Raw genomic sequence first — 25,366 nt, 5'->3', positions numbered from 1 at the left:
TGAGCCTACTGGTAGCTCACGGATATGGGAATGCGATGGGCCACCTGCCCATCGATGAGCACGTCAACCTGCCATTCACCCGGTTTGTCATGCTTCGGGTTCGGGTTGCAATACACGTACTGGGAGTTAAAACGTTCCTGCCCGGGCTGGAGCGCTTGCTCATAGTGATAGGCCTCCCGCCCATCCGGATCGCTGAATGTCACGGCAATGCGATGCCCCGGCTCTTCAATCCCGTAGATCGCGGCATAGAGGAAAATGGGGTGGTAATAGTCCACCCGTAGCGAGGTCGTGCGATCCAACGGGGTCTGGATCCTCGATATCCCCGACGTCGTAACCGCGGCGACATTGAGGTCTCCGATCTGTGTTTCCGGGATGAAAAACTTCGTCGGCTCAAGTCGCTTACCGGCTTCAAATCGATTGCTGAAAACCGGCTGACCATTCTCGAAGAAAACGCGGATCTCACCGTGCCGATGGCCGCGAATCATCTGGCCGCGGGATATGACCTTTCCAGTCTCCGAATATTCGGTAAACGGACCGTTTGTTTTCCCCAAATCCATGTCGATTTCAGAGACAACCTGTTCATCGTCATTCAACACTGACACATGAACGATCCGATCGTTGACATACTGACGCTTCTCCGAGGGGCGATTGTCCTTGTATGCCAAACCAACGCCTTCTTTCCGTCCATTGCGGTATGGTGTCCGCGAGAGCATCGGCCCGTATTCGGTTTTCAGAACAACGAGCTCGTGGGCCTCGCCGGGCTCTTCGGCAAACGCTCGAGCCAATTCTTGATACTGCGAATAGTGGAACGGATCGTCGTCGGCCAACGCGGCATTATGGAATGCCGTTTCCGCCTGCTCGTAGCGATGGGTATACATCGCAATCTCGCCCTCCTGAAAATGGGCAAACGCGTCTTGTGGATTCAGATAAACAGCCCGGTGCGTCGCTTCAAGCGCTTTCTCATGATGGCCTCGCGCGTGTTCGATGGACCCGATGACCCGCCATGCCTTTTCCATGTAGGGCCAGGCCTCAACGGACTGCTCCAGAAAAGGAAGAGCCTTATCCAACTGGAGGTCACAACTGTAGGCCCGCCCCAGGTAGTAGGCACTGGAGGCATTACGGTGGAACTGATACACCGAACGGTAAGCATCAATTTTGTCGCAAGGCTCTCCAGGTAAAGCGGCGACGCTGTCGAGGCGCCATTGCACCTCGACAGCCTTCAAATGAGGGTGGCGGGCATACTGTTCGCGAACGGAGCTTATGAAAGATTCGCGCGCCGGGTCGCTGCCTCCCCATTTCGGCGCCAGTCGGGCCAGATTCGTGAGGTAGAGCCAGACAAGATCTGGATCTCGGGAAACGCCTGCCTCGAATACCTCCGCTGACGGCGTCGGCCCGGAGGCCCGCATGGCCATTTCCAACTCGATGGCATAGGGATAGGCGCTTTGCGGACGCAACGATTTGACCACATCAAGATCCTGACGACTCAGGCTGAAAAAGCGATGCATGCTATCCAGTTGGGACTGGGAGGTCCCGCTGATATAGGCGGTGCCCCGAGCCCTGACGCCCTGTCGCATGCGATAGTTCGCACGCAGGAGATGGGCCGGTCCGCTTTTCGGCATCGCTTCGACCCAGGCATTCAACTGATCACCAACAGCATGCTCTGGCCGGGCAGTCGCCTGCATGACACTTTCAAGATCCACATCGGCGCTGCCGCTGCCGGGGTCAAGGAGTGGATCGAGCTTGGCGGAAAGGCGCTGAAAGTCTCCGTTAAGCAGCCATTGCAGCTGTTCCTGCCCGGAGAGTGAGGTATCCGGCACCAATCCCACGTCGATATCGTCGGCCGGGCTCTGACTGCCATCCCACAGACTCAAGAAAACGAAGCTGCCAACTGATGTCAGCACGGCAATCCATAAAACCGAAAACAAAAGGATCCATTTTTTCTGCACAGGATGGCCTCCCAGCCATAGGTTCATTTTGCTGTAGGCAGCAAACACACTCCTCTGTTGAGCGCTACTCCCTGCTTTACATCCCTGCCCTCCCCCCGTATGACAGGTGGTTTCAGCGGCAGACTGTCGTCATTGCGAACACCTTAGCCAAGCAACTGGTCGCTGTCTTAAAACTTTTGTAAATCCACCGTCTTAGCGAGACCCGTTTCACGCTCGGGAAAAGCGGATAGGGGTTTCTACGAATCAAGCAGCAGTAGGCAGCACGACCCTGCGGGTTCTATGATGGACGGTTTCCTCCCACATATCAGAGACGTGTACCGTGGCTTCACTGAACATGCATCTGCTGTCCGCCTTCATTCCGACCTTCTTTCTGGTGTCACTGACGCCGGGAATGTGCATGACGTTGTCCCTGTCGTTGGGGATTACCATCGGCGTGCGCCGTGCGATGTGGATGATGGTGGGCGAGCTGCTGGGCGTGGGTCTGGTGGCGACGGCGGCTGCGGTGGGTGTGGCGACATTTATGCTCGAGTACCCGACCGCGTTTGCCCTGTTCAAGTACGCGGGGGGCGTCTATCTGGCCTGGCTGGGCATCCAGATGTGGCGCTCGCGCGGCAAGCTGGCGCTCGGGGATCAGGATGAGCCGGCACCGGCGGCTTCCCCCTGGCAGCTGGCGACGCAGGGTTTCGTGACGGCGATTGCCAATCCCAAAGGCTGGGCGTTCTTTATTGCCCTGCTGCCCCCGTTCATCGACAGCAAGCTGCCCATGGCACCGCAGCTGACGACGCTGATCCTGATTATCCTGGGTCTGGAATTCATCTGCCTTCAGATCTACGCCCACGGCGGTCGCAAGCTGAGCCAGGCGCTACGTCGCGGTGGCGGCGTGCGCACGGTCAATCGCGTGGCGGGCACCCTGATGATGGGCGTGGCCGCCTGGCTGGCACTGGGCTGATCTTCATGCCTCCCGAAAGAACTGTTCGATCTGTCTGGCCTGGGTCTGCGCGTCCTTGTAGCCCAGGCTGATCAACTCCCGGCAGAAGCGGTGATCGAACATCAGGTAACTCGCCAGACTGGAGCCGGGCGTGTACGCCTCGCTGCTCGCGCCCGCCAGTTTCCGCAACACCAGCGGCATGTTGTCCAGGTGACGGGTGGCGATTTCGCCAATGTCCTCGCTGGGGGAGATTTCCAGCAGATGCACCGGGCGCAGGTCCAGTCCGGACTCTTCCAGTTTTTTCTTCGGCACCAGTTCCAGCAGTTGGTTGATCAGCCGCAGGCGGTCGATGTCGTAGTCCAGGGTGTCAAGAAACATGCCATTGAAAACGTGGGCCAGCACCTGACTGAACCCCGGCATCGGTGGCTGCTTGGGGCGACCGGGAAAACACACGTGGTTGGCACTGACCCCCACCACAATCACCCGTTCCGCCCCCAGGCGCAGCGCCGGGCTGATATGGGCCATCTGCCGGGTGACGCCATCCCCGAAGTACTCGCGGTTGATCTTCACGGGGCGAAACACGGTAGGAATCGCCGATGACGCCATGATGTGGTCCAGCGTCAGATTGGTCCGAGCTCCGGCCCGCTGCCCTGTGGTCCAATTGGCCTTGTCCTTGCCCGCCTGGAAAAAACACACGTTCTGCCCGGTCGTATAGCCGCAGGCGTTGATGCCCACGGCGCTGAGTCGATCCTCGTCGATCGCCGTTTTCAGGGCACCGAAATCCACCTCTTTTTCCAGCAACGCACGCAGCGGGCTGTTGTTGAGCAATGACATGGGTTTTTCACCGGTGCTGTCGGTGATCAGCCGTCGTGCGACGTCGCTGACGTTTCGCAGGATGTCATAACTGTGGCTCTTGTAGATCTGGTCGATCGTCAACTCGGACCAGATGCCTTCCAGACGCGCGATGTTATGCCGGAACACGCCGCCGCCACTGGCAATGGCCACCGCATTGATAGCGCCGGCCGACGTGCCGGTAATGACCCGGAAAGGGTGCGCCCAGTCCGGATACATCTCCGATATCGCCTTCAGCACGCCGACCTGATAGGCGGCCCGCGCGCCGCCACCGGTGAGGACCACGCCCGTCTGCATCACCCACTCCTGTTCCGCCCGAATCGGTTAACCGTTCCCATAGGATAGTCGAAGCCCTTGGCGGTTCCGGCGACCGGATGACTCAGGCCACCTCCGACGCTAAACTGGGGCGCCTCTGCTCACCCTTCTGATTCCGGGAATTCGCTATGACGCTCGCCACCTGGCTAACGGTTGTCACCATCTGTGTTCTGGGCGCCATGTCGCCGGGACCCTCTTTGGCGGTGGTGCTCAAGCAGACCCTGGCCGGTGGCCGGCGCAATGGTGTGGCCGCGGCCCTGCTGCACGGTCTGGGCGTGGGGTTGTATGCGCTGCTGAGCATCATCGGCCTGGCAGCCGTGATCAAGGCGTCGCCGGTAGCCTTCGGGCTGCTGCAATGGGGTGGCGCGCTCTACCTGGCCTGGCTGGGGATGAAAGGCCTCACCTCAAAACGCCGTGAGAACGGCAATCTGCCGGAGGTTCCGACCACCTCCAGTGCGGCGCGGGATGGCTTTCTGGTGGTATTCCTGAACCCCAAGATTGCGGTGTTCTTCATCGCCCTGTTCAGTCAGGTGGTGGGCGTGGACACCTCCTTCGTGGCCAAACTCGGTTACGCCGCCACGGCGATGGTGATTGACGGCGGCTGGTACCTGATCGTCGCCTGGCTGTTTTCCAACCCGCGCTGGCTGTCCCGGTTGCAGCATCACACCGTCTGGTTCGAGCGCCTGTTCGGCGCCATCCTGGTGGGACTGGCCGGTCGGCTGGTCCTGGGTATCCTGCGCCACTGACATCGACACCGCCCCGGGGCGAGTGGCAGGCGTATCGCCCCGGAAGATTCGGATTACCACCCACCTCTTTCCTTTGATGACCGATCCCGCCTATGCTGCAGCAGGGATCGACAAAAAAGAATCCCCCATACCCGTGCGGTCGTATCCATTTTCGTGATCCTCACTGGAGAACGGCAATGAACATCACCATGACCGAGGCCCGTCTCAGACCGGAAACCCACATCGACCTGCTCGAACTCGTTTCCATGGAAGGGCGCTACTACATGGCGCGCTTTTATATTGGCGAGGACGCCTTCATTCTCGTCAATCGGGAGCAACGACCGGTGCTCTTCACCAGCACGTGTGACGCCCGGGACGCATTCCATCACTTCCACATCCATCAGATCGAGATCATCCCGCCGTCTGGAACTGACGAAATGGTCGGCATGACCAGCGACTCGGTGACGGAAATGCGGGTACGGTTTTAGACGGTGAGGAATGGGCCCCGACGGATGGCCGGGGCCCGGGCGGTCAGTCGTTGAGGGTGGTGTAGACGAGCGTGGACATATCGGTATTGTCGGAGCCCGGCACCTCGATGTACCGGTCCCCACTGCCCCACAGCTGCCACCACGCGCGCTTGTTGTAGGTGCGGCTGGCGAAGTCCACCTGCAGGCCGTTGAGCGCGGTGTTGTTCACCACCGGTACCGAGATGTTCCCCACTTCGCTACCCAGCACGCCACTGTGGGTGACGCCCTCGTTCATCAGGATCGGGTAGTGATTGTAGTAGAGACTCGAGGGCGCGTCCTGGCTGGAGACCTTGCCCGCCAGGCTCAGGTTGGACACGCAGGAATCGATGGCATTGGATGACGCCGAACCACAGGACGAATGGGTCGGCACCACGCCATCGTCCGTGCCATCGATAAACGGTTTGGTGACGCCGCCGTAGGACGCACCGCCCGCCACGAATCGCAGACGGGGAATGCTGTTGGGGCTGACGGCCAGGTTGCGCGCCGCGTTGGTTTGCAGGTCGTTGACCACGCCCAGTTTGCCGGGCTGCGGGTCAATGCCGGTGAACAGCTTCACGGCCGCCTTGACCGGCGCCAGGTACCAGCTGTCGTTGTAGGCCACGCTCACCGCCAGATCCGCCAGGTCCGTGCCGCCACCGGCGCCGGAGAAGTCCAGCGAAGCCAGTATTTTCAGCGGCGGCAGGCCGTCTGCTGCGAGCCAGCGGGCCTGGTTGTCCAGCAGGTAACGGGTCACCAGGTCGCCGGTGGAATGGGAAACGACGATGCAGTAATCGTTGCACAGCCCTTCCTGGGCAATCGCCTTCACTTGCTGGTAGGCCTGCTGGGCGATCTTGCCTTCGACGCGGCCATCACTGGCCCAGTCGATCCGGGCTTCGGACCGGGAGAGCCAGAAGGTGCGCCAGTAATCCTCGCCGTTGGCTTTGACCGCATCCATATCCGCCGGTGGCGACGCCAGGTCTTCCTGCTGGAAGCCGTGAACCAGGATGACGTTGTGTCCGGCCAGCTGCGCCAGCGCGCCTGTCGAGCAGGTTGCGGCCATCAGAGCGACCGCTATCATTGTTTTCTTCATGATGTGCTCCGTGTGAGTCGATGTTGTTGTTTTTCCTCACTGCGCCTTCCCGAACCGCCTTCAGGCATGACGGTGCCACCGTCGACAGACAACGGCCTCTGATACGGGAAGGTTGCGTTGACCGGGTATCACTCCGGTCTCGTCCGGCGGGTCCCTGCGCCACTGCACCTTCAGGCGGTGCGACCTCAGGGCGGACTCGACGGTCGATCAGGCTCCGGTTGCCATCTTTCTCAATATTGCGGCCCGTTGCTCTGATTCGGGATCCCTCGCGGGGATGTCTTCCAGGCGATCCAGCCCCGAGGCGTCGACATCAAAGCCGTCCTCAGGGCCGAAGGCGTAATCGGTCCGGTCACCCGGTCGCGCGGGCAAGCGTCGGATCTGCAGGCCCTTGAGCTGGAGCGTGCCACTGCGGCCGGCCATCACAGAGCCGTGGGCCCGCAGTTCAATATCGGCTTTGGAGCCATCCAGGCGCTGCTCGTGGCTCAGATGCGCCACCGGCTGGCCATTGACGTAGAGATTGGCGCTCAAGGCATAGAAGCCGGCCTCGTCGGGCTCGAACTCGACCGGGATCACCAGATTATTGTTCTCGATGCGAGTCGTGCCCACGCCACCGAAATCGCCCAGATGGGGTTCGATCGAGAGGGTCGAGACATGGCGCACGGTCTGGCCGTCCACCCGGGCGGACACGATCAGCCGGTATTCGCCGGGCTCGCGGTCGCTGTCCAGCTCGCCCTGGTAGATCCCATCCGGGTTTCGGGTCAGCGTGGTGCCGGTCTGCGTGCCCGATCGCTCCCCCGTCGCTTCGAGACGGGCTTCGACCCGCTGGCCGACTACCATCGGCCCTTCCAGGCTGGCGACCACCAGGATCGTTTCGCCGCGGGTAAAGCGGTACTTTTCCAGGTTGACGGTGAAGCGCCCGTCATCGGCCAGCGGCAGGGTGACCGCCTGGTATTGATTGCCCGCGTAGGCTTTCGCCTGATCGGGCGAGATGGGTACGGAATAAGCGGGATAGCGAGACGCCGCCTCGTACTGGTCGGCCACCTGCGCCAGCATGAAACGGATGGGACTGTCGCCCGCGGGTGGCTTGGGCGTCGAGGGCTGCGCTGGCGCCGGCCGGGGGACGGTCTGCGCCTGGGGTGTCGCCTTGGCCTGCGCGGTTACAGCCGCAAGGGCGCGCGGGTCTCCGTCATCGGGGACCTGTGACAAGGCAAAGCCAATGCCGGCCGCGGTGCCGACACAGGCCAGGATGAAAAGCGGGCCACGCCAGTGCATTGACCACTCCGTTGATGTGTCTCGTTGTCTTGTTGTTATTGGTTAAAACGTACACACCCACGGATTGGCTTACAAACCGTTACTGTTCAATTTGCAGCCCCAGTTGTCGAATTGCCTGTGATGGCCGTCACATTCATTGACTCTGTTCGGCCCCCCGCAGCATCGCCTGCAGCAACTCTTCGGCATCGAACTTGGTCAGGGCCTCGTTGGCGCCCACCTGGTTGGCGTAGCTGACGCTCATTTCGCTGTTCAGCGACGTGTGGAGAATAATGTAGGGCTGCCTGAGGGAACCGTTGTCACGGACCTGGAACGCCAGTTCGTAGCCGTCCAGACCGGGCATCTCGATGTCGCTCACCAGGATATCGATGGGCCGCCCCTCGGTACCGGCGTTGAGCAGGATCTGCAGCGCCTCGTCGCCGTTGGTAGTCACGAAATAGGGAATGTCCTTGCTGTCGAGCACGTCGGACAGCTGTTTGCGCGCCACCTGGGAATCGTCCACCAGCAGGATATTGAGGGACTTCAGGGTCTCCCGCTGGACGTCGGTCAGCACGACCTCGTCCGCGGCCACCGCGCTGGGGTAGACCATCGACAGCAGCAACTCCACATCCATCAACTGGATGACCTCGCCCTCGATGTCCAGCAGTCCCGTGACGAACGCCCGCTTGCCCAGGGCCGTGGGCGGGGTCTTCACCTGCTTCCAGTCCGCTTCGATGATCTTGCGCACGCTGCGCACCACGAAGCCGATTTCCTTGCGCTGGATATCGGTCACGATCACGGAGCTCTGCTGCAATTCCTCGCGCGTCAGGGGCGGATAGCCCACCGCCGCGCCCATGTCGATGACCGGGACGGCGGACCCGCGAAACGTGGTGGTGCCGATCACCGACGGATGACTGTGAGGCAGCTTGGTGAGCTGCGGCAACGGCATGATTTCCCGGATCTTCAGGGTGCCGATGGCAAACGATTTCTGGCCGGACAGGCCGAACAACAACAGTTTCTGGGCTTGATGGCTTGGATTGGACATCGTGTTCAGCGATCCCTGGTCAGCGTGTGGCCCGGCTGCGGACGGCGTGGGCCGTCGGCAGCGGGTCAACCTATCGTTAATGAATACTGTTGAACTTAAACCGCCAGGACGAATGGTTCAATTTCCGTTTGTGTCTCGTCACGTCCTGCATCAACGTCCGTGGTAAAATACGGTCACCCGGAACGGTCCTGCCGGACACCGGGTCTCCCGATCGGGAGCATCATGGAACGTTCACTTCGGTGAAGGAGGTTAACGCCATGATCAGTGACAAACTCCGCAACTACCTTGAGAGCAATTCGGTGCACTACCGCACCCAGTTGCACGAACCGACCATCGGTTCGTCCCGTACGGCCCAATCGGCGCATGTCCGCGGCCGGGAATTCGCCAAGACCGTCGTCATCAAATCCGGTGGTCGCCTGTTCATGACGGTTCTGCCGTCCACCGACCAAGTCCACCTGGATCAGCTGAAACAGGCCATGGGCACCCTGGACATGGAGCTGGCCAGCGAAGACGACATCACCAAAGCCTTCCCGGACTGCGAACTGGGCGCCATGCCGCCTTTCGGGAATCTCTACGATATGGATGTCTTTGTCAGCGAGCACCTGCGGGAAGACGATCACATCGCCTTCAACGCCGGCAGTCATGACGAGGTCATGCATATGAGCTATCAGGACTACGACCGGCTGGTTCGGCCTCACGTCCTGCACTTCTGATGCACCGTCCGGGGCCGGTGCCCGGCTGCAGCACCGGCCCTCCTTTTCATCCCCTATGCGCTACCACCGCAGCCACTTGCCACGTTGACGGATGATCTATACTCAATCCTGACAGCTCTCGCATCCGACCATGGCCATGGTGGAACACCTCGTGAATGACCAGGGCGACCAGCTGCGGCTGACGCCCAACCGTTCCCTGAGCTGGCGTGGCAATATCCATGTCTGGCTGGGGTTGCTGATCATTATGGCCGGCATCAACACCGGCATGTGGCTCGCCGGCGCCTGGGTCATCCTGCCGTTTGCCGGACTGGAACTGGCGGCCCTGGCCCTCGGGTTCTACCTGACCGCCCGCCAGTGTCGGCGTCAGGAGCTGTTATTGATCGCACCGGAACTGTTGCGGCTGGAGAAAGGCATTTTCCACAAGGAGACGGAGTGGACCCTGCCTCGTCGTGCCACCCGCATTCACCTGGTGGCGGCCCGGCACCCCTGGACGCCGCCCCGGCTGTTCCTGTTGCACCAGGAGCTGGAAATCGCACTGGCGCCTTTCCTGAATATGGATGACACCCGACTTCTGGTGGACATCCTGGAAGGCCAGGGTCTCTACGTCGAACGGCGGCAACCGGATCAGGGCGTGTGGTTCTGAGGCGGGTGTCGTTGCCAGCGATGCAGTGATCCAGCTCCCATAGGGTTGCGTACGAATAGGACGCAACCATTTATGAATGGGGAAACGGTTGAATTTGCTCAGTTCGTCCCCATATCGAGAAACAATGCGGTCGACGCCTCAGAACCGCATGGGTTTCAAGAGCATTCTGTACCTGATTTTTTGTGTACACCAAAAACTCACGGAAGAGGATGAAATCATGGAACGTTTCGAAGCCGCGGATGCGGAGGACTATTTCCCAGCCTCCCCCTCACGCCCCGTCTATCCGGACAATCTGGCGATAGCCACGGGCATCACAACGGCCTGCCTGTCGGCTGCCGTGCTCGTCATGCTCAACCTGCAGGACATCCTGCCGGGTCTGGCACAGCATCTCGGTCAGCCGCTGCCTTACGAACACAAGCTGTGGTTGTTACCGACCAGCATCGTTGTCCTGTTTGCCAGCTCGATCTGGACCATGGGGCATCTGCGAACCTCCGATCACGAGGTTCATTGACGTTCAATCAACCAGAGGAGATCTTTTGGATACTTCGCAATCGATGATCAAGATCAAGCCAGCCAAGGGACTTTGGATGGCCAAGCACACCGGGCCGCACACGGAAGAGATTGTCAGCCTGTTTGGTAGCAACGTGCTGCCAACCGCATTTGCCAGCGATACCCCCCGTGACGTTGTGATTGCCGCCTTGCGCAAGCGCAACCCCGGCTTTGCCGTTCTCTAGAGAACCGGCGGGTGCCGAGCCCTGATCCGTTCCTGCACGATCCAACGTAGATGCCGTGGACTCATGTGAAGCCAGCGGCAACGTTGGTAAAAGAAAAATGTTGGAGGGATATTGCATGAACCGATACCGGAAAACCGCTATCGCCCTGGCCGCATCGCTTTTTGCCGCCGGCGCCGTCCAGGCCGACGCGCCCATGGTGAAGACCCAGGCGCCGGGTTACTACCGCACGATGCTTGGCGACTTCGAAATCACCGCACTGTCTGACGGCACAGTCCAACTGCCAGTCGACAAGCTGCTGCTGAATACCAACGAAGCGCATGTGCGCGACGTGCTGAAAGCACACTTCCTGTCCGCACCGCTGGAAACGTCCGTCAACGGCTACCTGATCAACACGGGCGACAAGCTGGTCCTGATCGACACCGGCGCCGGCAGCCTGTTCGGCCCGACGCTGGGTAAACTGGAAAGCAACCTGGAAGCCGCGGGTTACACGCCGGATGAAGTGGACGAAATCTACATCACCCACATGCATCCGGACCACGTGGGCGGCCTGATCTCCGACGGCAAGGTCGTCTTCCCCAATGCCACGGTCCGCGCGGCCCAGGCCGACGCCGACTACTGGTTGAGCAAAGACGAGATGGAATCGGCACCAGAAGGCAAACAGGGCTTCTTCAAGGGCGCCATGGCCTCCCTCAACCCCTACGTTGAGAGCGGCCACTTCAAAGCCTTCAGCGGCAAGACCGATCTGGTCGACGGCATCGAGGCCATTCCGGCCCATGGCCACACGCCGGGCCACAGCATCTACCATGTGGAAAGCGACGGCCAGTCCCTGATGCTCATGGGCGACCTGATTCACGTGGGGTCGGTTCAGTTCTCCGAGCCGTCCATCGCCATCCAGTTCGACAGCAACCCGGACCAGGCCGTCAGCGCCCGTGAATCCGCGTTCGACAACGCGGTGGACACCGGCACGCTCATCGGCTCGGCCCACCTGTCGTTCCCGGGCATGGGTCACCTGACGTCCGCCGGTGACGGCTACGCCTTCATCCCGGTGAACTACGACGCGACGGTCGTGTCACCGAAGTCGGAATAACGATACCCGGAGACCTGTCCGAGTATCCCAAGGCGCCCTCGTGAGGCCGTGTGGAAACTGCTGCGCTTGGCTATACGGCGTTGGAATTGACCTCAAAATGCTCATTTATTGCACATAAACTGCGCTTTTTCGGCCAATTCCGCCTTGTCTAGCCTGCGCTCGCGACGTTTTCACACGGCCTCCTCGCGGCGCCTTTTTTGTGGGCCGGTCAGACGGTGGGGAGATGCGTCAGCGGCAGCGCCGTCGTGTGCTTCATGGTTTCCATCACAAAACTGGCACTGACATCCGACAGGTTAGCGCGGATGATCTGGCGATACAGACGGTCGTAACCCGGCATGTCCGTGACCACGGCCTTGATTAGGTAGTCCAGATCACCGCTCATGCGATGCACTTCCAGAATCTCCGGAATGTCCGCCAGCACCTCCCGGAACTGCTCGGACCATTGGTCGTTGTGCTGATTGGTGCGAATGGAGATATACACCGTGAGCGGCAGGTTCAGCTTTTCCGGGTCCAGCAGGGTCACCCGCTGACGAATGACGCCGCTTTCCTCCAGCTTCTGGATGCGCCGCCAGCAGGCGGATTTGGACATGCCAACCTTCTCGGCCAGGTCGCCCACGGACAATCCCGCATCCCCCTGCAGCCACTCCAGTAGCTGCCGATCCTGCCTGTCGAGCATGCCTCACCCCCACTATCGAAATATAATTTCAAATAAGACCACAACCAAAGAACGATTGTTCGATGTTGGTCGATATTAACGCAAAATCAGAAACAATGTGCAGCCCTGGACGCCGTAAACTGGACGGACATTCGATAACAGGGCCAGCACCATGACCGACCTGATCTCCCGAATTCGCGATGCCGTGATTGGCGACCAGCAACTGATTCCCACGCCGTTTGGCGAGCGCCCGCTGGTCTATGCCGATTACACCGCCTCGGGCCGTTCGCTGGCGATGATCGAATCGGTCATCCGGGATCGGGTCCTGCCCTTTTACGCCAACACCCATACCGAAGCATCGTTGACCGGCGCCCAGACCACCGCCTTCCGCGAGCAGGCGCGTCAATCCATCCGCGACGCGGTCGGCGCCACGGACGACGATGCGGTGATTTTCTGTGGGTCCGGCGCCACCGCGGCCATCCACAAGCTGATCGACATCCTCAACCTGCGCCTGCCGGCAGACCTGGATGCCCGACACCGCCTGGCCGAGCAGATTCCGGAGGCCGAACGGCCCGTGGTGCTGGTGGGGCCTTACGAACATCATTCGAACGAACTGCCCTGGCGCGAAACGATTGCCCGCGTGGTCCGCATTCCCCTGGACGACCGGGGACAACTGGATCTGGCCTCACTGGAACAGGCACTTGAACGCCACGCGGGCCGCTCGCTGGTGATCGGGAGCTTCTCGGCGGCCTCCAACGTCACCGGCATCCGCACCGACGTGGACGCCGTCACCCGGCGGCTGAAACGCCATGGCGCCCTCGCCTTCTGGGACTATGCCGCCGCTGGCCCCTACGTGGCGATCCATATGCAGGGCGAGACCGGGGCCGCCAAAGACGCCCTGTTCCTGTCACCCCACAAGTTCATCGGCGGGCCGGGCACGCCAGGCGTGCTGGTGGTGAAAAAACAGCTGCTGAACAACCGCGTGCCGGCCGTGCCCGGCGGTGGCACGGTGTCCTACGTCACGTCGACATCGCACCGTTACGTGGCCAATCCGGAGCGTCGGGAGGAAGGCGGAACGCCGGCAATCATCGAATCCATCCGCGCCGGGCTGGTGTTTCGCCTGCAGCAGGCGGTGGGCACGGACACCATCGAATCCCGCGAGCAGGCCTTTGTACAGCGGGCGCTGACTGAATGGCAAAGCAATCCCAACCTGGACATCCTGGGACCGACCGACGTGCCGAGGCTGTCCATCGTGTCATTCCGGGTGCGTCACGGCGCACAGCATCTCCACTACGGCTTCGTGGTCGCCCTGCTCAACGACCTGTTCGGCATCCAGGCCCGGGGCGGCTGTGCCTGCGCCGGTCCCTACGGTCATGAACTGCTGGGGATTAACGAAGCCACCAGCCAGGCCATCGAGAGCCAGGTGGTTGCCGGCGAATCGTTGCTCCGGCCAGGCTGGGTGCGCCTGAACTTCAATTACTTTATCGACGACGCCACCTTCAACTACCTGGTGCACGCCGTGAACCTGATCGCAGAGCACGGCTGGCGTTTGCTGCCGGCCTACCGCTACGACCGCGCGGCCGGCGTCTGGCATCACCCTTCCGGACGGGCGCCGTTGGAAAGTTTGGGGGATATCGACTTCAACCGGCCGGACGATCCGGCGCCGCGCAGGAATCAGCGCCCGCTGGCGGATTACCTGACCGCCGGAGAAGCGATTCTGACATCCGGATCCGCCGGGGACACGGTGGAGACCATGACGCTGTCACCGGAAGCCGAAGCCCTGCGCTGGTTTGTCCGGCCACAGGACGTGGCCTGAAGCCCCAAGGATCAGGCGGTCGCGGTCCGGCGCGAGGTCCAGGACGACCAGGAATACAGCAGCAACGCCGCCCAGATGACGATAAAGCTCAGCAGCTGGATCTGGCTCAGCGGCTCGTTGAAGACGAACAGCGCGATCAGGAACTGCAGGCTGGGGTTGATGTACATCAGGAAGCCCACCGTCGCCAGACGCAGGCGGCGGGCCGCACCGGCAAACGCCAGCAGCGGTAGCGCGGTGACGACGCCACTGGCGATCAGTAACGTGGTGGGTCGCAGCCCCTCAGCGAAGTGGGATTGTCCCAGGTGGTCCAGCCAGCCCAGGGCCAGCAGCCCGACCGGCAGCAGCAGGAGCGTTTCCACGAAAAGACCGGACAGGCCGTCCAGCTCCACCTGCTTGCGCAACAGGCCGTAGGTGCCGAAGGTCATCGCCAGCACCAGCGTAATCCATGGCAGGCTGCCGAGCAGCACCAGCTGGATCAGGATACCGACGCCCGCCAGCCCGACGGCCACACCCTGCAGCCGCTCCATCCGCTCATGCAGCACCAGCATCCCGAGGCCAACGTTCACCAGCGGCGTCAGGAAATAACCCAGGCTCGCCTGCAGCACGTGGCGGGATTCCACCGCATAGATGTAGATGCCCCAGTTGGTGGCAATCAGGATCGCGCAGCCCAGCACCCGCCACAGCTTTCGCGGATTGGCAAAGGCCGCCTTGACCGGCAGCCAGCGGCGCAGCACACAGATCACCACCGCCAGGAACACGCTGGACCAGATCACCCGGTGGATCAGCACTTCGTAGGCCGGCACATCCTGGAACAACGCAAAGAACAGCGGAAAGCAGCCCCACATGGTGTAGGCCGACAGTCCGAACAGAACGCCCTTGGTGGTCTCAGAGGTGTTGGCTGGCATGGTGTGCGGTCCCCGAAAAAAGACAGCCAATCTATCATAGGGCACGCGCCCCGAAACGGGACAGTTGGCGGTTGCTGTACCGGCACAGTTAATTCATTTCCTCAGATGCCCCGCCGCGGATTCCTCACAAAAACAGGTGCCAAATTCGCGGCTCTGGCCAATAATTCAGACAGGCCACCCAGCCGGGTCCGGCCGGGCGATGGGGCGCACAACGATGCTGGTCCTGGATCCTGAAAACCGCCATTACGATGTGGCGATCATTGGCAGTGGCCCCGCCGGCATTACGCTGGCCCTGAGCCTGGCCCGGCTCACCCCGCTTCGCATCGCGCTGCTGGAAAGCGGGCTGCTGGACGCCGACCCGACCATCCAGGCCCTGGCCCGCGCCCAACTCCGGGGAGACCTGGGCGAGGCCTATTTCCCGATGCACACCCAGCGACGTTTCGGCGGCAGCTCCACCATCTGGGGCGGGTACTGCGCCGTGCTGGAGGAACGAGCCTTTATGGCCGGCGACTGGCCGATCCCCTATTCCGAACTCAAACGCTGGTACCCGGCGGCGGCCGGCATGCTGGAACTGCCTGACAACGCCTACACCCGCCCGCACGTGGCCATCGAAGGCACGCGGGACATCGTCTACAAACCGTTCTACCTCAGCCCGCCGGTGCGGTTTAACGAGAAATACGGCGACGAGATCATCAGCCATCCCCGCATCGATTTAATCCTGGGGCACACCTGTACCCGGTTGGAAGCGTCCGGCCGACAGGTCCGCCACCTGCTGTTGCAGGACTCGCTGGACACCGCCCGCGCCCCGGTTCGACTGCGGGCGGATACGGTCGTCCTCGCCTGCGGCGGCGTGGGCAATCCGCGCCTGCTGCAACTGTCCGGTATTGGCCAGGACCTGCCGGTCGGCGTGGGGCTGATGGAGCACCCGCACATGTACGCCGTGGCCAACATGTACCTGGACTGGGATCGCCTGCAGGATGTGGTGGATCGCCGCGCCAATGCCGTCCACGCGCTGCAGCTTGCCGACGCTTACTGTGTGGCTCACGACGCCCTGTCGTTCAGCGCCGATTTCAACTTGCAGCAACTGGTGTCGGAACCGCTGCTGGGCGAGCGCCGGGAGGCGCTGTTCACGCCCGTCAGCCTGCGGGCGGAAATCGCCCCCAACCCGGCCAACCGGGTCGGTGACAGCGACGAGCTCAACGCCCTGGGCCAGCCGCTGCCGCGCATCGACTTCCATTACCGCTTCCGGCAACAGGCGCACCGGACCTGGCAGCTGTTTGCGGACGCCCTGCTGCGCACAGGTCTGGGACGACCGTCGACCCTGCGCCCGGATTTCCAGCTCCACAGCGGCGGCCACCTGATGGGCACCACCCGCATGGGTAGGGACCCGCGCCAGTCCGTAGTCGATATCAACGCCCGGGTGCACACCACCGACAATCTCTACGTAGCGGGCTCGTCCGTGTTTCCCGCCGGCGGCGCCTCGAATCCCACCTACACCATCATCGCCCTGACGTTGCGCCTGGGCGACCACCTGGCCACTCGACTGGGAGGAAACGCCGATGCGACGTCGTGATCTGCTGAAAGGGGCCGGGGCGATTGTGGGACTCGGCCTGACCGGCTGCACACCCTGGGTGCAGGACGACACCGCGGCCACCGAAGCCGCTCCCAGTTTGTCCGATCAATTGGCGGAGCTGGCGGATGCCCGCTTCAGTGCCAGCGCCAAAGGCCTGAGCAGCCAGGTGCTGTTCGATCGCCTTCGCCAAAACGGCGTGCTGTCCACAAAACGGGGGATCAACACGGGCAAACTGCGCAGCCTGGCCCGCAACGAGCCGCTTATCCAGTATCAGGGGTTCTATTACAGCCGGTCGGAACTGGCGCTGTATAACCTGGCCTACCTGGTGCATCGGCCCACGCTGGGGCGCTAACCCTCTTTTCGTGCGGAACTTCGACCCATGGCCAGGACCGCCAATAGGGCCGAACCGACCATCAGCAACAGCGCGACGGCATTCAGCACCGGCGTCGAGCCTTCCCGTAGCCGGTTGAACAAGGCCACGGTGAGCGGCGTGTCACTGCCGGTCAGCATCACGGTGGTGTTGAAGTTCTCGAACGACATCAGGAACGCCATCGCCGCCGCGCCGAAAATCGACGGCAGCAGCCACGGCAGCGTGACCGTGAACCAGGCCACCACCGGTGTGGCGCCGAGATTGAGGGCGGCTTCTTCCAACTGCCGGTCAAACTTGCGTAAACGGGCGGCAATCACCAGCGTACACAGCGTCGTGATGAACGCCACCTGCCCCGCCACAACCAGCGGCATGCCGGGCCGGAACATATCCAGCTCGATGCCCCACTGTTGCGACACCGAATTGGCCATGCCGCTGTAGAACACCAGGATCGACACGCCCAGGATCACACCGGGAATCACCAGCGGCAGCAGCATCACCAGATACAGGAATTCCTTGCCGCGAAACTCCAGCCGCTCGAACAGGATGGCGTTCATGCAGCCCAGGCACACGCAAAGCAGCGTCACCCAGAAAGCAATCACCACGCTGACCCACAGGGCGGACAGCAGGCCGTCGTCATGGAACAGCCCGGTGCGCCCGTTTGAGCCGTCCGCAAAGAACCAGTCCAGCGTAAAGCCTTTCCAGGGCAGCGACGGAAACGACGCGTCGTTGAAGGCGAACACCGCCGTCACCGTCAGCGGCATCGCCAGATAAATGAAGAACAACACCAGATACGCCAGATAGATCCGGTCGAACCATGCGGAGCGCGGTACGGAACGAATCATCAGCCCATCACCTTACGCAGGTTCTGCCCGGTTACCCGCAGCCCGAGCCAGACGATCACCGACGACAGCACCAGCAGGAGCACGCCCAGCGCGGCGCCCTGCTCCCAGTTAAAGCGGGTGATGAACTGGGTAAAGATCTGCTCGGTGAACCAGGCGCTGTCCTTGCCGCCCATCAGGATCGGCGTCAGGTAGCTGCCCAGGGTCAGCATGAACACCACAATGCAGCCGGACACCACGCCAGGCATGGCCCAGGGCACGATGATTTCCCGCAGCACCGTCCAGTGGTTACCGCCCAGATCGTAGCCGGCTTCCACCAGGTTTTTGTCCATGCCGTCCAGCGTGGTCACCAGCGGCACCACCATGAACAGCAAGCCGTTGTAGACCAGACCGATGATCACGGCGGCGTCGTTGTAGAGCATTTCCACCGGACCGTCCGCCAGCCCCAGCGCCTGCAGCCAGGTGCTGAACAGGCCGCTCTCGCGCAGCAGGATCATCCAGCCGTAGGTGCGCACCAGCTCGCTGGCCCAGAACGGAATCAGGCACGCCAGGAACAGGAAGCCCTTGGCCCGGCCGCGGGCCAGCCGGGCGATGTACCAGGCAATGGGAAAGGCAATCACCAGCGTCAGGAAAGTGGTGAACAGGGACATCACGCCCGTGCGCACGAAGGTCCGCCAGTAATAAGATTCGGAAAAGAAGTTCTGGTACTGCTCCAGCCCCAGGGTCACCGTGTCCCAGCTTTCCCGCACGTGGAACGACACCCGCAGCATCTGCAGATGAGGCAGCAGCACCAGCAGGACAATCCAGAGGACAAACGGCGTCATCAACAGGCACAGGGACAGCTTGCTCGCGCTTGATCTCACACGCGCTCTCCGGCAAACACCGTGGCCCGCTGCGGGTCCCAGCCCAGTTGGATGGCCGAGTCCGGCGACAGGTTCGAGACCGAGCCGTCCTGGGGCAGCCGAGCGAAGATGGTCTGGTCCGCCACGCCCGCTTCGATCCGGCTGTTGGCGCCGTCAAACAGGGTCGTCGTCACGGTCGCCTGCATGCGGCTGTAGCCGTCGGGTACCGCGCCGTTCATCACCAGGGATTCGGGACGAATGAACAGGTCTGCCCGGCGACCGGCTGCAATGCCCTCACCCGCGATCCGGCCAGTGACTTCCTCGCCGCTCTGGAGCCGCAATCGAGCCAGATCGCCGTCCACCGAGATGACGTCGCCGGACAACCGGTTGTTGTCCCCAACGAAGCCCGCCACGAACGGCGTCGCCGGGTCGCGGTACAGGGTCTCCGGCGCGGCCACCTGATCGAATCGGCCCTGGCGCATCACCGCCACCTGATCCGACATCACCATGGCTTCGGACTGGTCGTGGGTGATGTACACGAAGGTGGTGCCGAAGGCCTTTTGCAGGTGCTTGAGCTCCACCTTCATCTGCTCGCGCAGCTTCAGATCAAGCGCACCGAGGGGTTCGTCCAGCAGGAGCAGCGTGGGTTCGAGCACGAGGCAACGCGCCAGAGCTACCCGCTGGCGCTGGCCACCGCTCAACTGCTGGGGATTGCGATCTTCCAGCCCCGGCAGGCCCACCTGCTCCAGCACCCGGGCAATCTTCCTCGTGCGTTCCGCCGCCGGCACTTTTTTGCGGCGCAGGCCATAACCGATGTTGTCGCCCACCGACATGGTCGGGAACAGCGCCAGATGCTGGAACACCATGTTCACCGGCCGCTTGTTGGGCGGCACGTCGTTCATGCGGGCGCCGCGAATCTGGATCTCGCCGCTGTCGGGCCGGTCGAACCCCGCCAGCAGCCGCAGCAAGGTGGTCTTGCCGCAGCCGGACGGGCCCAGAATGGAAAAGAAGGTGCCCGCAGGCACGTCGAGGGACACCCGGTCCACCGCGGTGTGATCACCGAAGCGGCGGACCAGGTCGGTACAGAAGAGATCGGAAGCCATGGATGATCCGATCAGTTGGCGGCCTGGACGCGGTCCAGTACCTGCCCTTCCATGGCTTCCAGTCCCGGCGGCACCGGCGGGTACCACTTGATGTTGTTCAGGGCCTTTTCGTCGAAGCTCTGGCGATAGGCATCGCGCAGGTCCGCTTTCACGAATTCATCGGCGCCCTTGGAGGCGGTGAAGTTGCCGGACTGGTTGGTGATCTTGGCGGCGATTTCCGGCTGCATCACGAAGTTGATCCACTTGTAGGCGGCGTCCACGTTTTCACTGCGACGCGGCAGCGCGAAGGTGTCGATCCAGCCCAGGGCGCCGGATTTCGGAGCCACGAAGCTGATGTCCGGGTTCTCGCCGTGGAGTTTCCAGCCGCCGGCGTCCCACGCCATGGCCGCCTTCACTTCACCGGTGCGCATCAGGGCCAGCAGCTGGTCGCCGCCGGTCCAGTAAGTCTTCACGTTGGCTTTGCAGTCGATCAGCTTGTCCTCGACCTTGGCCAGGATGGACTGGTACTTGTCCTTGTCGTCGTAGGCGGCGAACGGGTCCTCGCCCAGCGCGAAGGCAAAGCCGATCAGCGTCGGGCGCTTGAGGCGGTAGCTGACCTTGCCCGCCACCGCATCGTCACACAGGTCGGTGTAATCGGTGACGGTGTCCGCCACATCCTTGTTCACGATCAGGCCGCTGGTGCCCCAGACCGCCGGCACGCCGTACTGTTTGCCATTCAGGGAAGTGGATTTCTCGGTGGCCTTGAGCATGGACGGCTGGATCTGGTCCGTGTCGATCTTGCCCAGGTCGATGGGCTGGTAGATGTTGAACTGGCGCTGGACACCGATGATCCGGTCCTGGCTCGGCTGGGCCAGGTCAAAGCCGGCACCGCCGGTGGCCCGCAGCTTGGAGATCATGTCTTCGTTGTTGGACAGCGTAATCTTCACGTCGATGCCGGTTTCTTTCTCGAACTGGGCGACCACGTCGTCCGGGGCGTAGCCACCCCAGGTGATCAGTCGCAGTTCCTCGGCCAGGGTCGAGGTGGAAAAAACGGCTGCGGTCAGGAACGCGGCAAGCGCTCCGGTGCGGGTCAGGATGGTTCTGGGCTGGCTGTCCATGCGATGTCCTCGTCTTAAACGCCGGATATTGCCCGGCACGGACCAGTCATGGAACACGCCGGGAATCATTGGGTTATCAGAACGGTATAGACCAGATATGTCATTTTTGTGAAATATGGAGCAGGCAACGCGCCAAGAGGTTGCCCGGGATCAAGTTTCCCGGGCATGGGTCCGATCCGGTGACCGATCAGACGAAATGAAGCGCCGCAAAAACCGCCAACAGGGAAACCGGCATACTGAGCAGGATTACCGCCGCAATATCATCCTTGGGTCCGTTGTAATGGCTGGCCAGGATATAGCTGATCACCGCCACCGGCATGCTGGCCTGGATCAGGATGGTATGGGCGACGATGGGTTCCAGCGGCAGGACGGAGATCACCGCCAGCGCCGAACCCAGCCCCAGCACTACGCGGCCGATGGAAAGACCGACAATCCGCCACACCTGCCCCAGCTCCCGCAGGTTAATCGAAGCCAGCGAACGCCCCAGCAACAACAGCATCACCGGGATGGTCATGCCCGCCAGGATATCCAGCGTGCGGGTCACCGCTTCCGGCGCCTCGATGCCTGTCGCCACCCAGACCAACCCCACCAGCAGTGCGATGATCGAGGCATTCGAGAAAATCGCCTTGAACGAGAAGCGCCCGGACAGCAGCCAGACGCCCAGGGTGAAGTGACTGATCTGGACAACGGTCGACACCACCACCGCATGCACCAGGGCCTGATCGCCCAGCAGCGAGAACACCAGCGGAATCCCCAGGTTGCCGGTATTGGGATTGACCAGCATGGACAGGTAGCCGCGCACCTCCAGCCCGGACAGCTTCAGGGCGATCGCGCCCACCACCGCCGACAGCGCCAGCACCGCAAGGATCGCGATCAACGTATCCGACACGCTCCAGATCGGCGTATCCATCCCCAGCATGGCCTTGAGAATCAGCGCTGGCAGGCCGATCAGGGTCACCAGTCGGGACAGGGCCGGCGAATCGAGCAACGTGGTCCGCCGGGCCAGGATCAGGCCCAACACGGCACAGAAAACGACGGGAAACAGCGCGTTGAGGTAGGCCGACAACAAAACGGGAATCTCCGAGTCCTTTTAAAGGTGGGCATTGTACCTTGCGTGCCCCGGCTTGGCAGCGCGAAGAAAGTGGCCTCGGCAAAGCACCCCGATGGTGTCGGCGTGATTCATTATTGTGCATGCCTCGGCGTCAAGCCTGTGGAAAGCGGCGACCAGACGCCTCAAGAAACTCACTAATACGTTGATAACGAGTGCAATTTTCAACTTTCTGAAAATTGGGCACGGGAGTTGCTCTGACAACAACGACGTCGGGTGAATCCACCCGGCCCAGACTACCGAAGCACGACCGGACAACGGCGTCCGCATCCGTCTGCAACGCAGGCCCGGTGTGGCGTCGTTTTTTTGTGCCCGCCAAAAGAAAGCCCGCCCGATTGAGGCAGGGCCACACAACGTAAGTGACCACACGCAAGAGGAAGCCAAGATGTCCTATCTAGTCCCGTCGGAATTCGTCACCAAGATGGTGGATGCCGGCGAATCCAAGATCTACATGTCCACTCGCGACACCCTGATCCGCGCCTACATGGCCGGCGCCATCCTGGCCCTGGCCGCGGTGTTTGCCGTGACCGTCGCGGTCCAGACCGGCGTCTTCCTGATCGGCGCCGTGCTCTTCCCGATCGGCTTCTGCATGCTCTACCTGATGGGCTTCGACCTGCTGACCGGGGTCTTCATGCTCACGCCGCTGGCCCTGCTGGACAAACGCCCGGGCGTCACCGTCGCCCAGGTGCTGCGCAACTGGGGCTGGGTGTTCCTGGGCAACTTTGCCGGCGCCCTGACCGTCGCCTTTATGATGGCCTTCATCTTCACCTACGGCTTCAGCACCGACCCAGGACCGGTGGGCACCAAGATCGCCGGCATCGGCGAGGCGCGGACGCTGGGCTACGCTGAATACGGCACCATGGGTTGGATCACCATCTTCATCCGCGGCATGCTGTGCAACTGGATGGTCTCCATGGGCGTGGTCGGCGCGATGATCTCCACCAACGTCACCGGCAAGATCCTGGCCATGTGGATGCCCATCATGCTGTTCTTCTTCATGGGCTTCGAGCACTCCGTCGTGAACATGTTCCTGTTCCCGTCGGCCATGATCATGGGTGGCGGCTTCTCCATCGCCGACTACTTCATCTGGAACGAAATCCCCACGGCACTGGGCAACCTGGTGGGCGGCCTCGCCTTCACCGGCCTGACCCTGTACACCACCCATATCCGGACCGCGCCCAAGCGCAAGATCGCCGCGCATCCGTCCGCCGAACGGGCGGCCGCCTGAGCGGTCTACCGTCCCAGTCGGCCCCTGCCCTCGCGGCGGGGGCCGCTGTCTCGCCTATGGAAAACCGCCTGACCATCGCGCTCGGTCAACACACCGACCGGGGACGAAAACCGACCAACCAGGACTTCCACGGCTGCCAGATACCGACCGGCGCGATGCGGGACCTCAAAGGCATTGCCCTGGCCATGGCCGACGGCATCAGCAGCAGCGATGTCAGCCACATCGCCAGCGAAACCGCCGTCCGCGCCTTCCTGGATGACTACTACTGCACCTCCGATGCCTGGTCCGTGCGCCACGCCGTCGAGCGAGTGCTCACCGCCACCAACGGCTGGCTGCATTCCCAGACCCAGCGCAGCGATGCCCGTTTCGACAAGAACCGCGGCTACGTCTGCACCCTCAGCGCGCTGGTGCTCAAGGCCGACCGGGCCCACCTGTTCCATGTGGGCGACACCCGCATCTACCGCCTGAACGATGCCGGGCTGGAACAACTGACCCACGACCATCGCCTCTGGGTCTCCCCCGAAGAGCATTACCTGAGTCGGGCGCTGGGTATCGAGGCGTCGATTGAACTCGATTACCGCTCCGTCTCCATCCGGCCGGGCGACCTGTTTATCCTCGCCACCGACGGCGTCTACGAACACGCCGAGACCGCCTTCATTCTCCAGTGCTGCCGGGAGTACGCGGAGGATCTGGACGAAGCCGCCCGGCGCATCATCGACCACGCGCTCGACAACGGCAGCCGCGACAACCTGACCCTTCAGATCGTGCGAGTGGATTCGATCCCCCGGGACACGACCCCCGACTTTCACGCCACCATCGCCGACCTGCCCCTGCCGCCGGTGCTGGAGGCCCGCGCGTCTTTCGACGGCTACACGATCCTGCGGGAACTGCACGCCACCAGCCGCAGCCATGTCTATCTGGCGGAAGATCAGGTCAGTGGCGAACGGGTGGTGCTGAAGCTGCCGTCCATCGATCTGCAGCAGGACGAGGACTACCTGGAACGGCTGCTGATGGAGGAATGGATCGCCCGTAGGGTCCACAGCGCGCACGTCATGAAAGCGGGGCCGCAAACGCGCCAGCGTCAGTACCTCTACACCGTCACCGAATACATCGAGGGGCAGACGCTCAAACAGTGGCTCAACGACCACCCGCAGCCCGATCTGGAAACCGTGCGCGATCTGGTCGAACAGATCAGCAAAGGCCTGTACGCCCTGCACCGGATGGAAATCCTGCACCAGGACCTGAAGCCGGATAACGTGATGATCGACACCCACGGCACCGTGCGCCTGATCGACCTGGGGGTCGCCCGGGTGGCCGGCATCGAGGAAGCGCGCACCGACGACGATCCCCTCGCCCTGCCCGGCACCGCGCTGTATATGGCGCCGGAATATTTCATGGGGGAAGTCGGCACCGCGCGGTCGGACCTCTACTCCCTGGCCGTGCTCACCTATCACCTGCTGTCCGGGCGTTTTCCCTACGGCCCACAGGTGGCCAAAGCCAAGACCGCCGCCGCTCAGCGCAACCTGAAATACCAGAGTGTGCTCGACGACGAGCGCACCATCCCCGCCTGGGTGGACGAAACCCTGAAAAAGGCCCTGCACCCCAACCCGGACAAACGCTACCAGGAGTTGTCCGAGTTTACCTACGACCTGCGGCATCCTAACAAGGCTTACCTCAACAAGACCCGGCCGCCTCTGCTGGAGCGGAATCCGGTGGCAGTTTGGCAGGGGATTTCGGCGGTTTTGGCGGCGGCGGTGGTTTATTTGTTGGTGCGGTAGTGTTCTCTAGAGAGTCCTTCCTCGTTTCCCGGTTGTTATCAGCCGCCTCTCCCCGATCGAACACGAACACCCCTATCGCTTGCCGTATGGGCAACGATGATGGTCAGGACACCGCGGGAAGCGAGTTGACCGCGCTCAAAATGCAGAGTTCAGCGACTGAATGCACGAAAACTCCGGAACATGCACAAGCTAACAAATGTAACGTATTGAACTTTCTTAC

General features: G+C 62.1%; 25 protein-coding genes. 13 read left to right on the top strand and 12 right to left on the bottom strand.

Annotation, left to right across the window (positions count from 1 at the left end; genetic code table 11):
* Positions 1-5: 5 nt before the first annotated feature.
* Complete coding sequence (locus JL474_RS06895) at positions 6-1,994, bottom strand: hypothetical protein (protein ID WP_203141469.1); 1,989 nt, start codon at positions 1,992-1,994, stop codon at positions 6-8.
* A 271-nt stretch (positions 1,995-2,265) separates the two neighbouring features.
* Here JL474_RS06895 and JL474_RS06890 point away from each other — a divergent pair, with 271 nt between their 5' ends.
* Positions 2,266-2,895, top strand: coding sequence for a LysE family translocator (locus JL474_RS06890; RefSeq protein ID WP_328797794.1), 630 nt, complete (start codon positions 2,266-2,268; stop codon positions 2,893-2,895).
* 3 nt (positions 2,896-2,898) lie between these two features.
* Here the strand turns inward: JL474_RS06890 and JL474_RS06885 are convergent, their stop codons facing one another.
* Positions 2,899-4,023, bottom strand: a complete 1,125-nt coding sequence (locus JL474_RS06885; protein ID WP_123632960.1) for a patatin-like phospholipase family protein — start codon at positions 4,021-4,023, stop codon at positions 2,899-2,901.
* Between the two features lie 146 nt (positions 4,024-4,169).
* On the opposite strand from JL474_RS06885, the gene JL474_RS06880 reads away from it, so the two are divergent.
* Both JL474_RS06880 and JL474_RS06875 read left to right on the top strand, forming a co-directional pair.
* The gene (locus tag JL474_RS06880) at positions 4,170-4,787 is read left to right on the top strand and encodes a LysE family translocator (protein WP_123632962.1); all 618 of its coding nucleotides are present in this window, start codon (positions 4,170-4,172) and stop codon (positions 4,785-4,787) included.
* Positions 4,788-4,963: 176 nt separating this feature from the next.
* Positions 4,964-5,254, top strand: coding sequence for a DUF6482 family protein (locus JL474_RS06875; protein WP_123632964.1), 291 nt, complete (start codon positions 4,964-4,966; stop codon positions 5,252-5,254).
* A gap of 43 nt (positions 5,255-5,297) precedes the next feature.
* On the opposite strand, the gene JL474_RS06870 is transcribed toward JL474_RS06875, so the two are convergent.
* The 3 genes from JL474_RS06870 to JL474_RS06860 form a co-directional block, all read right to left on the bottom strand.
* Positions 5,298-6,362, bottom strand: coding sequence for a hypothetical protein (locus JL474_RS06870; RefSeq protein ID WP_236012097.1), 1,065 nt, complete (start codon positions 6,360-6,362; stop codon positions 5,298-5,300).
* A 207-nt stretch (positions 6,363-6,569) separates the two neighbouring features.
* The gene (locus JL474_RS06865) at positions 6,570-7,634 is read right to left on the bottom strand and encodes a hypothetical protein (protein WP_203141468.1); all 1,065 of its coding nucleotides are present in this window, start codon (positions 7,632-7,634) and stop codon (positions 6,570-6,572) included.
* Positions 7,635-7,767: 133 nt separating this feature from the next.
* Positions 7,768-8,655 (bottom strand): chemotaxis protein, encoded by an 888-nt coding sequence (locus JL474_RS06860; protein WP_203141467.1) that lies wholly within the window; start codon positions 8,653-8,655, stop codon positions 7,768-7,770.
* A gap of 257 nt (positions 8,656-8,912) precedes the next feature.
* On the opposite strand from JL474_RS06860, the gene JL474_RS06855 reads away from it, so the two are divergent.
* From JL474_RS06855 to JL474_RS06835, 5 genes are all read left to right on the top strand, one after another.
* Entirely contained in the window at positions 8,913-9,368 is a 456-nt protein-coding gene (locus JL474_RS06855) for an aminoacyl-tRNA deacylase (protein WP_123632969.1), read from the top strand.
* 136 nt (positions 9,369-9,504) lie between these two features.
* On the top strand, positions 9,505-10,011 hold the full coding sequence (locus tag JL474_RS06850) for a DUF2244 domain-containing protein (RefSeq protein WP_203141466.1): 507 nt from the start codon (positions 9,505-9,507) through the stop codon (positions 10,009-10,011).
* A gap of 217 nt (positions 10,012-10,228) precedes the next feature.
* Positions 10,229-10,522: a hypothetical protein gene (locus JL474_RS06845; RefSeq protein WP_203141465.1), complete on the top strand. Its 294-nt coding sequence runs from the start codon at positions 10,229-10,231 to the stop codon at positions 10,520-10,522.
* 25 nt (positions 10,523-10,547) lie between these two features.
* Positions 10,548-10,745, top strand: a complete 198-nt coding sequence (locus JL474_RS06840) for a hypothetical protein (protein WP_123632975.1) — start codon at positions 10,548-10,550, stop codon at positions 10,743-10,745.
* 115 nt (positions 10,746-10,860) lie between these two features.
* Positions 10,861-11,832, top strand: coding sequence for an MBL fold metallo-hydrolase (locus JL474_RS06835; protein ID WP_203141464.1), 972 nt, complete (start codon positions 10,861-10,863; stop codon positions 11,830-11,832).
* A 208-nt stretch (positions 11,833-12,040) separates the two neighbouring features.
* Here the strand turns inward: JL474_RS06835 and JL474_RS06830 are convergent, their stop codons facing one another.
* On the bottom strand, positions 12,041-12,508 hold the full coding sequence (locus JL474_RS06830) for an Lrp/AsnC family transcriptional regulator (RefSeq protein WP_203141463.1): 468 nt from the start codon (positions 12,506-12,508) through the stop codon (positions 12,041-12,043).
* Positions 12,509-12,659: 151 nt separating this feature from the next.
* Between JL474_RS06830 and JL474_RS06825 the strand changes: the two genes are divergently transcribed.
* Positions 12,660-14,303 carry an aminotransferase class V-fold PLP-dependent enzyme gene (locus tag JL474_RS06825; protein ID WP_203141462.1) on the top strand — a complete coding sequence of 548 codons (1,644 nt, stop codon included), beginning with the start codon at positions 12,660-12,662 and terminating at the stop codon, positions 14,301-14,303.
* Between the two features lie 11 nt (positions 14,304-14,314).
* Here JL474_RS06825 and rarD read toward each other — a convergent pair whose 3' ends face one another.
* A complete protein-coding gene (gene rarD, locus JL474_RS06820) occupies positions 14,315-15,208 on the bottom strand; it encodes an EamA family transporter RarD (RefSeq protein WP_203141461.1) in 894 nt (297 codons plus the stop codon).
* A gap of 199 nt (positions 15,209-15,407) precedes the next feature.
* On the opposite strand from rarD, the gene JL474_RS06815 reads away from it, so the two are divergent.
* Both JL474_RS06815 and JL474_RS06810 read left to right on the top strand, forming a co-directional pair.
* The gene (locus JL474_RS06815) at positions 15,408-16,781 is read left to right on the top strand and encodes a GMC oxidoreductase (RefSeq protein ID WP_203141460.1); all 1,374 of its coding nucleotides are present in this window, start codon (positions 15,408-15,410) and stop codon (positions 16,779-16,781) included.
* On the top strand, positions 16,768-17,133 hold the full coding sequence (locus JL474_RS06810; protein WP_203141459.1) for a twin-arginine translocation signal domain-containing protein: 366 nt from the start codon (positions 16,768-16,770) through the stop codon (positions 17,131-17,133). The genes JL474_RS06815 and JL474_RS06810 overlap by 14 nt, the downstream gene beginning before the upstream one ends.
* On the opposite strand, the gene JL474_RS06805 is transcribed toward JL474_RS06810, so the two are convergent.
* The 5 genes from JL474_RS06805 to JL474_RS06785 all read right to left on the bottom strand — a co-directional run bounded on the left by JL474_RS06805 (position 17,130) and on the right by JL474_RS06785 (position 22,101).
* On the bottom strand, positions 17,130-17,993 hold the full coding sequence (locus JL474_RS06805; protein WP_203141458.1) for an ABC transporter permease: 864 nt from the start codon (positions 17,991-17,993) through the stop codon (positions 17,130-17,132). The genes JL474_RS06810 and JL474_RS06805 overlap by 4 nt on opposite strands.
* Positions 17,993-18,853: an ABC transporter permease gene (locus JL474_RS06800; RefSeq protein ID WP_328797792.1), complete on the bottom strand. Its 861-nt coding sequence runs from the start codon at positions 18,851-18,853 to the stop codon at positions 17,993-17,995. Before JL474_RS06800 ends, JL474_RS06805 begins: the two co-directional genes overlap by 1 nt.
* Positions 18,850-19,935: an ABC transporter ATP-binding protein gene (locus JL474_RS06795; protein WP_203141457.1), complete on the bottom strand. Its 1,086-nt coding sequence runs from the start codon at positions 19,933-19,935 to the stop codon at positions 18,850-18,852. The genes JL474_RS06800 and JL474_RS06795 overlap by 4 nt, the downstream gene beginning before the upstream one ends.
* Positions 19,936-19,946: 11 nt before the next feature.
* Positions 19,947-21,032 carry an extracellular solute-binding protein gene (locus JL474_RS06790; protein WP_131483812.1) on the bottom strand — a complete coding sequence of 362 codons (1,086 nt, stop codon included), beginning with the start codon at positions 21,030-21,032 and terminating at the stop codon, positions 19,947-19,949.
* 187 nt (positions 21,033-21,219) lie between these two features.
* Entirely contained in the window at positions 21,220-22,101 is an 882-nt protein-coding gene (locus JL474_RS06785) for an AEC family transporter (RefSeq protein ID WP_203141456.1), read from the bottom strand.
* A gap of 424 nt (positions 22,102-22,525) precedes the next feature.
* On the opposite strand from JL474_RS06785, the gene JL474_RS06780 reads away from it, so the two are divergent.
* Positions 22,526-23,368: a formate/nitrite transporter family protein gene (locus JL474_RS06780; protein ID WP_123632995.1), complete on the top strand. Its 843-nt coding sequence runs from the start codon at positions 22,526-22,528 to the stop codon at positions 23,366-23,368.
* Between the two features lie 56 nt (positions 23,369-23,424).
* Positions 23,425-25,146 carry a bifunctional protein-serine/threonine kinase/phosphatase gene (locus tag JL474_RS06775; protein WP_203141455.1) on the top strand — a complete coding sequence of 574 codons (1,722 nt, stop codon included), beginning with the start codon at positions 23,425-23,427 and terminating at the stop codon, positions 25,144-25,146.
* Positions 25,147-25,366: the final 220 nt, after the last annotated feature.

This window comes from Marinobacter mangrovi (assembly GCF_016798325.1).
Lineage (GTDB): Bacteria > Pseudomonadota > Gammaproteobacteria > Pseudomonadales > Oleiphilaceae > Marinobacter_A > Marinobacter_A mangrovi.
The sequence above is the reverse complement of the archived record's forward strand: the minus strand, read 5'-3'. Positions and strand labels throughout refer to the sequence as shown.

Coding starts and splice junctions, on each gene's coding strand:
- JL474_RS06875 (WP_123632964.1), top strand. CDS start 4,964: ATGAACATCACCATGACCGAGGCCCGTCTCAGACCGGAAACCCACATC.
- JL474_RS06815 (WP_203141460.1), top strand. CDS start 15,408: ATGGGGCGCACAACGATGCTGGTCCTGGATCCTGAAAACCGCCATTAC.
- JL474_RS06825 (WP_203141462.1), top strand. CDS start 12,660: ATGACCGACCTGATCTCCCGAATTCGCGATGCCGTGATTGGCGACCAG.
- JL474_RS06830 (WP_203141463.1), bottom strand. CDS start 12,508: ATGCTCGACAGGCAGGATCGGCAGCTACTGGAGTGGCTGCAGGGGGAT.
- JL474_RS06790 (WP_131483812.1), bottom strand. CDS start 21,032: ATGGACAGCCAGCCCAGAACCATCCTGACCCGCACCGGAGCGCTTGCC.
- JL474_RS06870 (WP_236012097.1), bottom strand. CDS start 6,362: ATGAAGAAAACAATGATAGCGGTCGCTCTGATGGCCGCAACCTGCTCG.
- JL474_RS06885 (WP_123632960.1), bottom strand. CDS start 4,023: ATGCAGACGGGCGTGGTCCTCACCGGTGGCGGCGCGCGGGCCGCCTAT.
- JL474_RS06810 (WP_203141459.1), top strand. CDS start 16,768: ATGCGACGTCGTGATCTGCTGAAAGGGGCCGGGGCGATTGTGGGACTC.
- JL474_RS06880 (WP_123632962.1), top strand. CDS start 4,170: ATGACGCTCGCCACCTGGCTAACGGTTGTCACCATCTGTGTTCTGGGC.
- JL474_RS06805 (WP_203141458.1), bottom strand. CDS start 17,993: ATGATTCGTTCCGTACCGCGCTCCGCATGGTTCGACCGGATCTATCTG.
- JL474_RS06780 (WP_123632995.1), top strand. CDS start 22,526: ATGTCCTATCTAGTCCCGTCGGAATTCGTCACCAAGATGGTGGATGCC.
- JL474_RS06795 (WP_203141457.1), bottom strand. CDS start 19,935: ATGGCTTCCGATCTCTTCTGTACCGACCTGGTCCGCCGCTTCGGTGAT.
- JL474_RS06775 (WP_203141455.1), top strand. CDS start 23,425: ATGGAAAACCGCCTGACCATCGCGCTCGGTCAACACACCGACCGGGGA.
- JL474_RS06850 (WP_203141466.1), top strand. CDS start 9,505: ATGGTGGAACACCTCGTGAATGACCAGGGCGACCAGCTGCGGCTGACG.
- JL474_RS06835 (WP_203141464.1), top strand. CDS start 10,861: ATGAACCGATACCGGAAAACCGCTATCGCCCTGGCCGCATCGCTTTTT.
- JL474_RS06865 (WP_203141468.1), bottom strand. CDS start 7,634: ATGCACTGGCGTGGCCCGCTTTTCATCCTGGCCTGTGTCGGCACCGCG.
- JL474_RS06845 (WP_203141465.1), top strand. CDS start 10,229: ATGGAACGTTTCGAAGCCGCGGATGCGGAGGACTATTTCCCAGCCTCC.
- JL474_RS06860 (WP_203141467.1), bottom strand. CDS start 8,655: ATGTCCAATCCAAGCCATCAAGCCCAGAAACTGTTGTTGTTCGGCCTG.
- JL474_RS06855 (WP_123632969.1), top strand. CDS start 8,913: ATGATCAGTGACAAACTCCGCAACTACCTTGAGAGCAATTCGGTGCAC.
- rarD (WP_203141461.1), bottom strand. CDS start 15,208: ATGCCAGCCAACACCTCTGAGACCACCAAGGGCGTTCTGTTCGGACTG.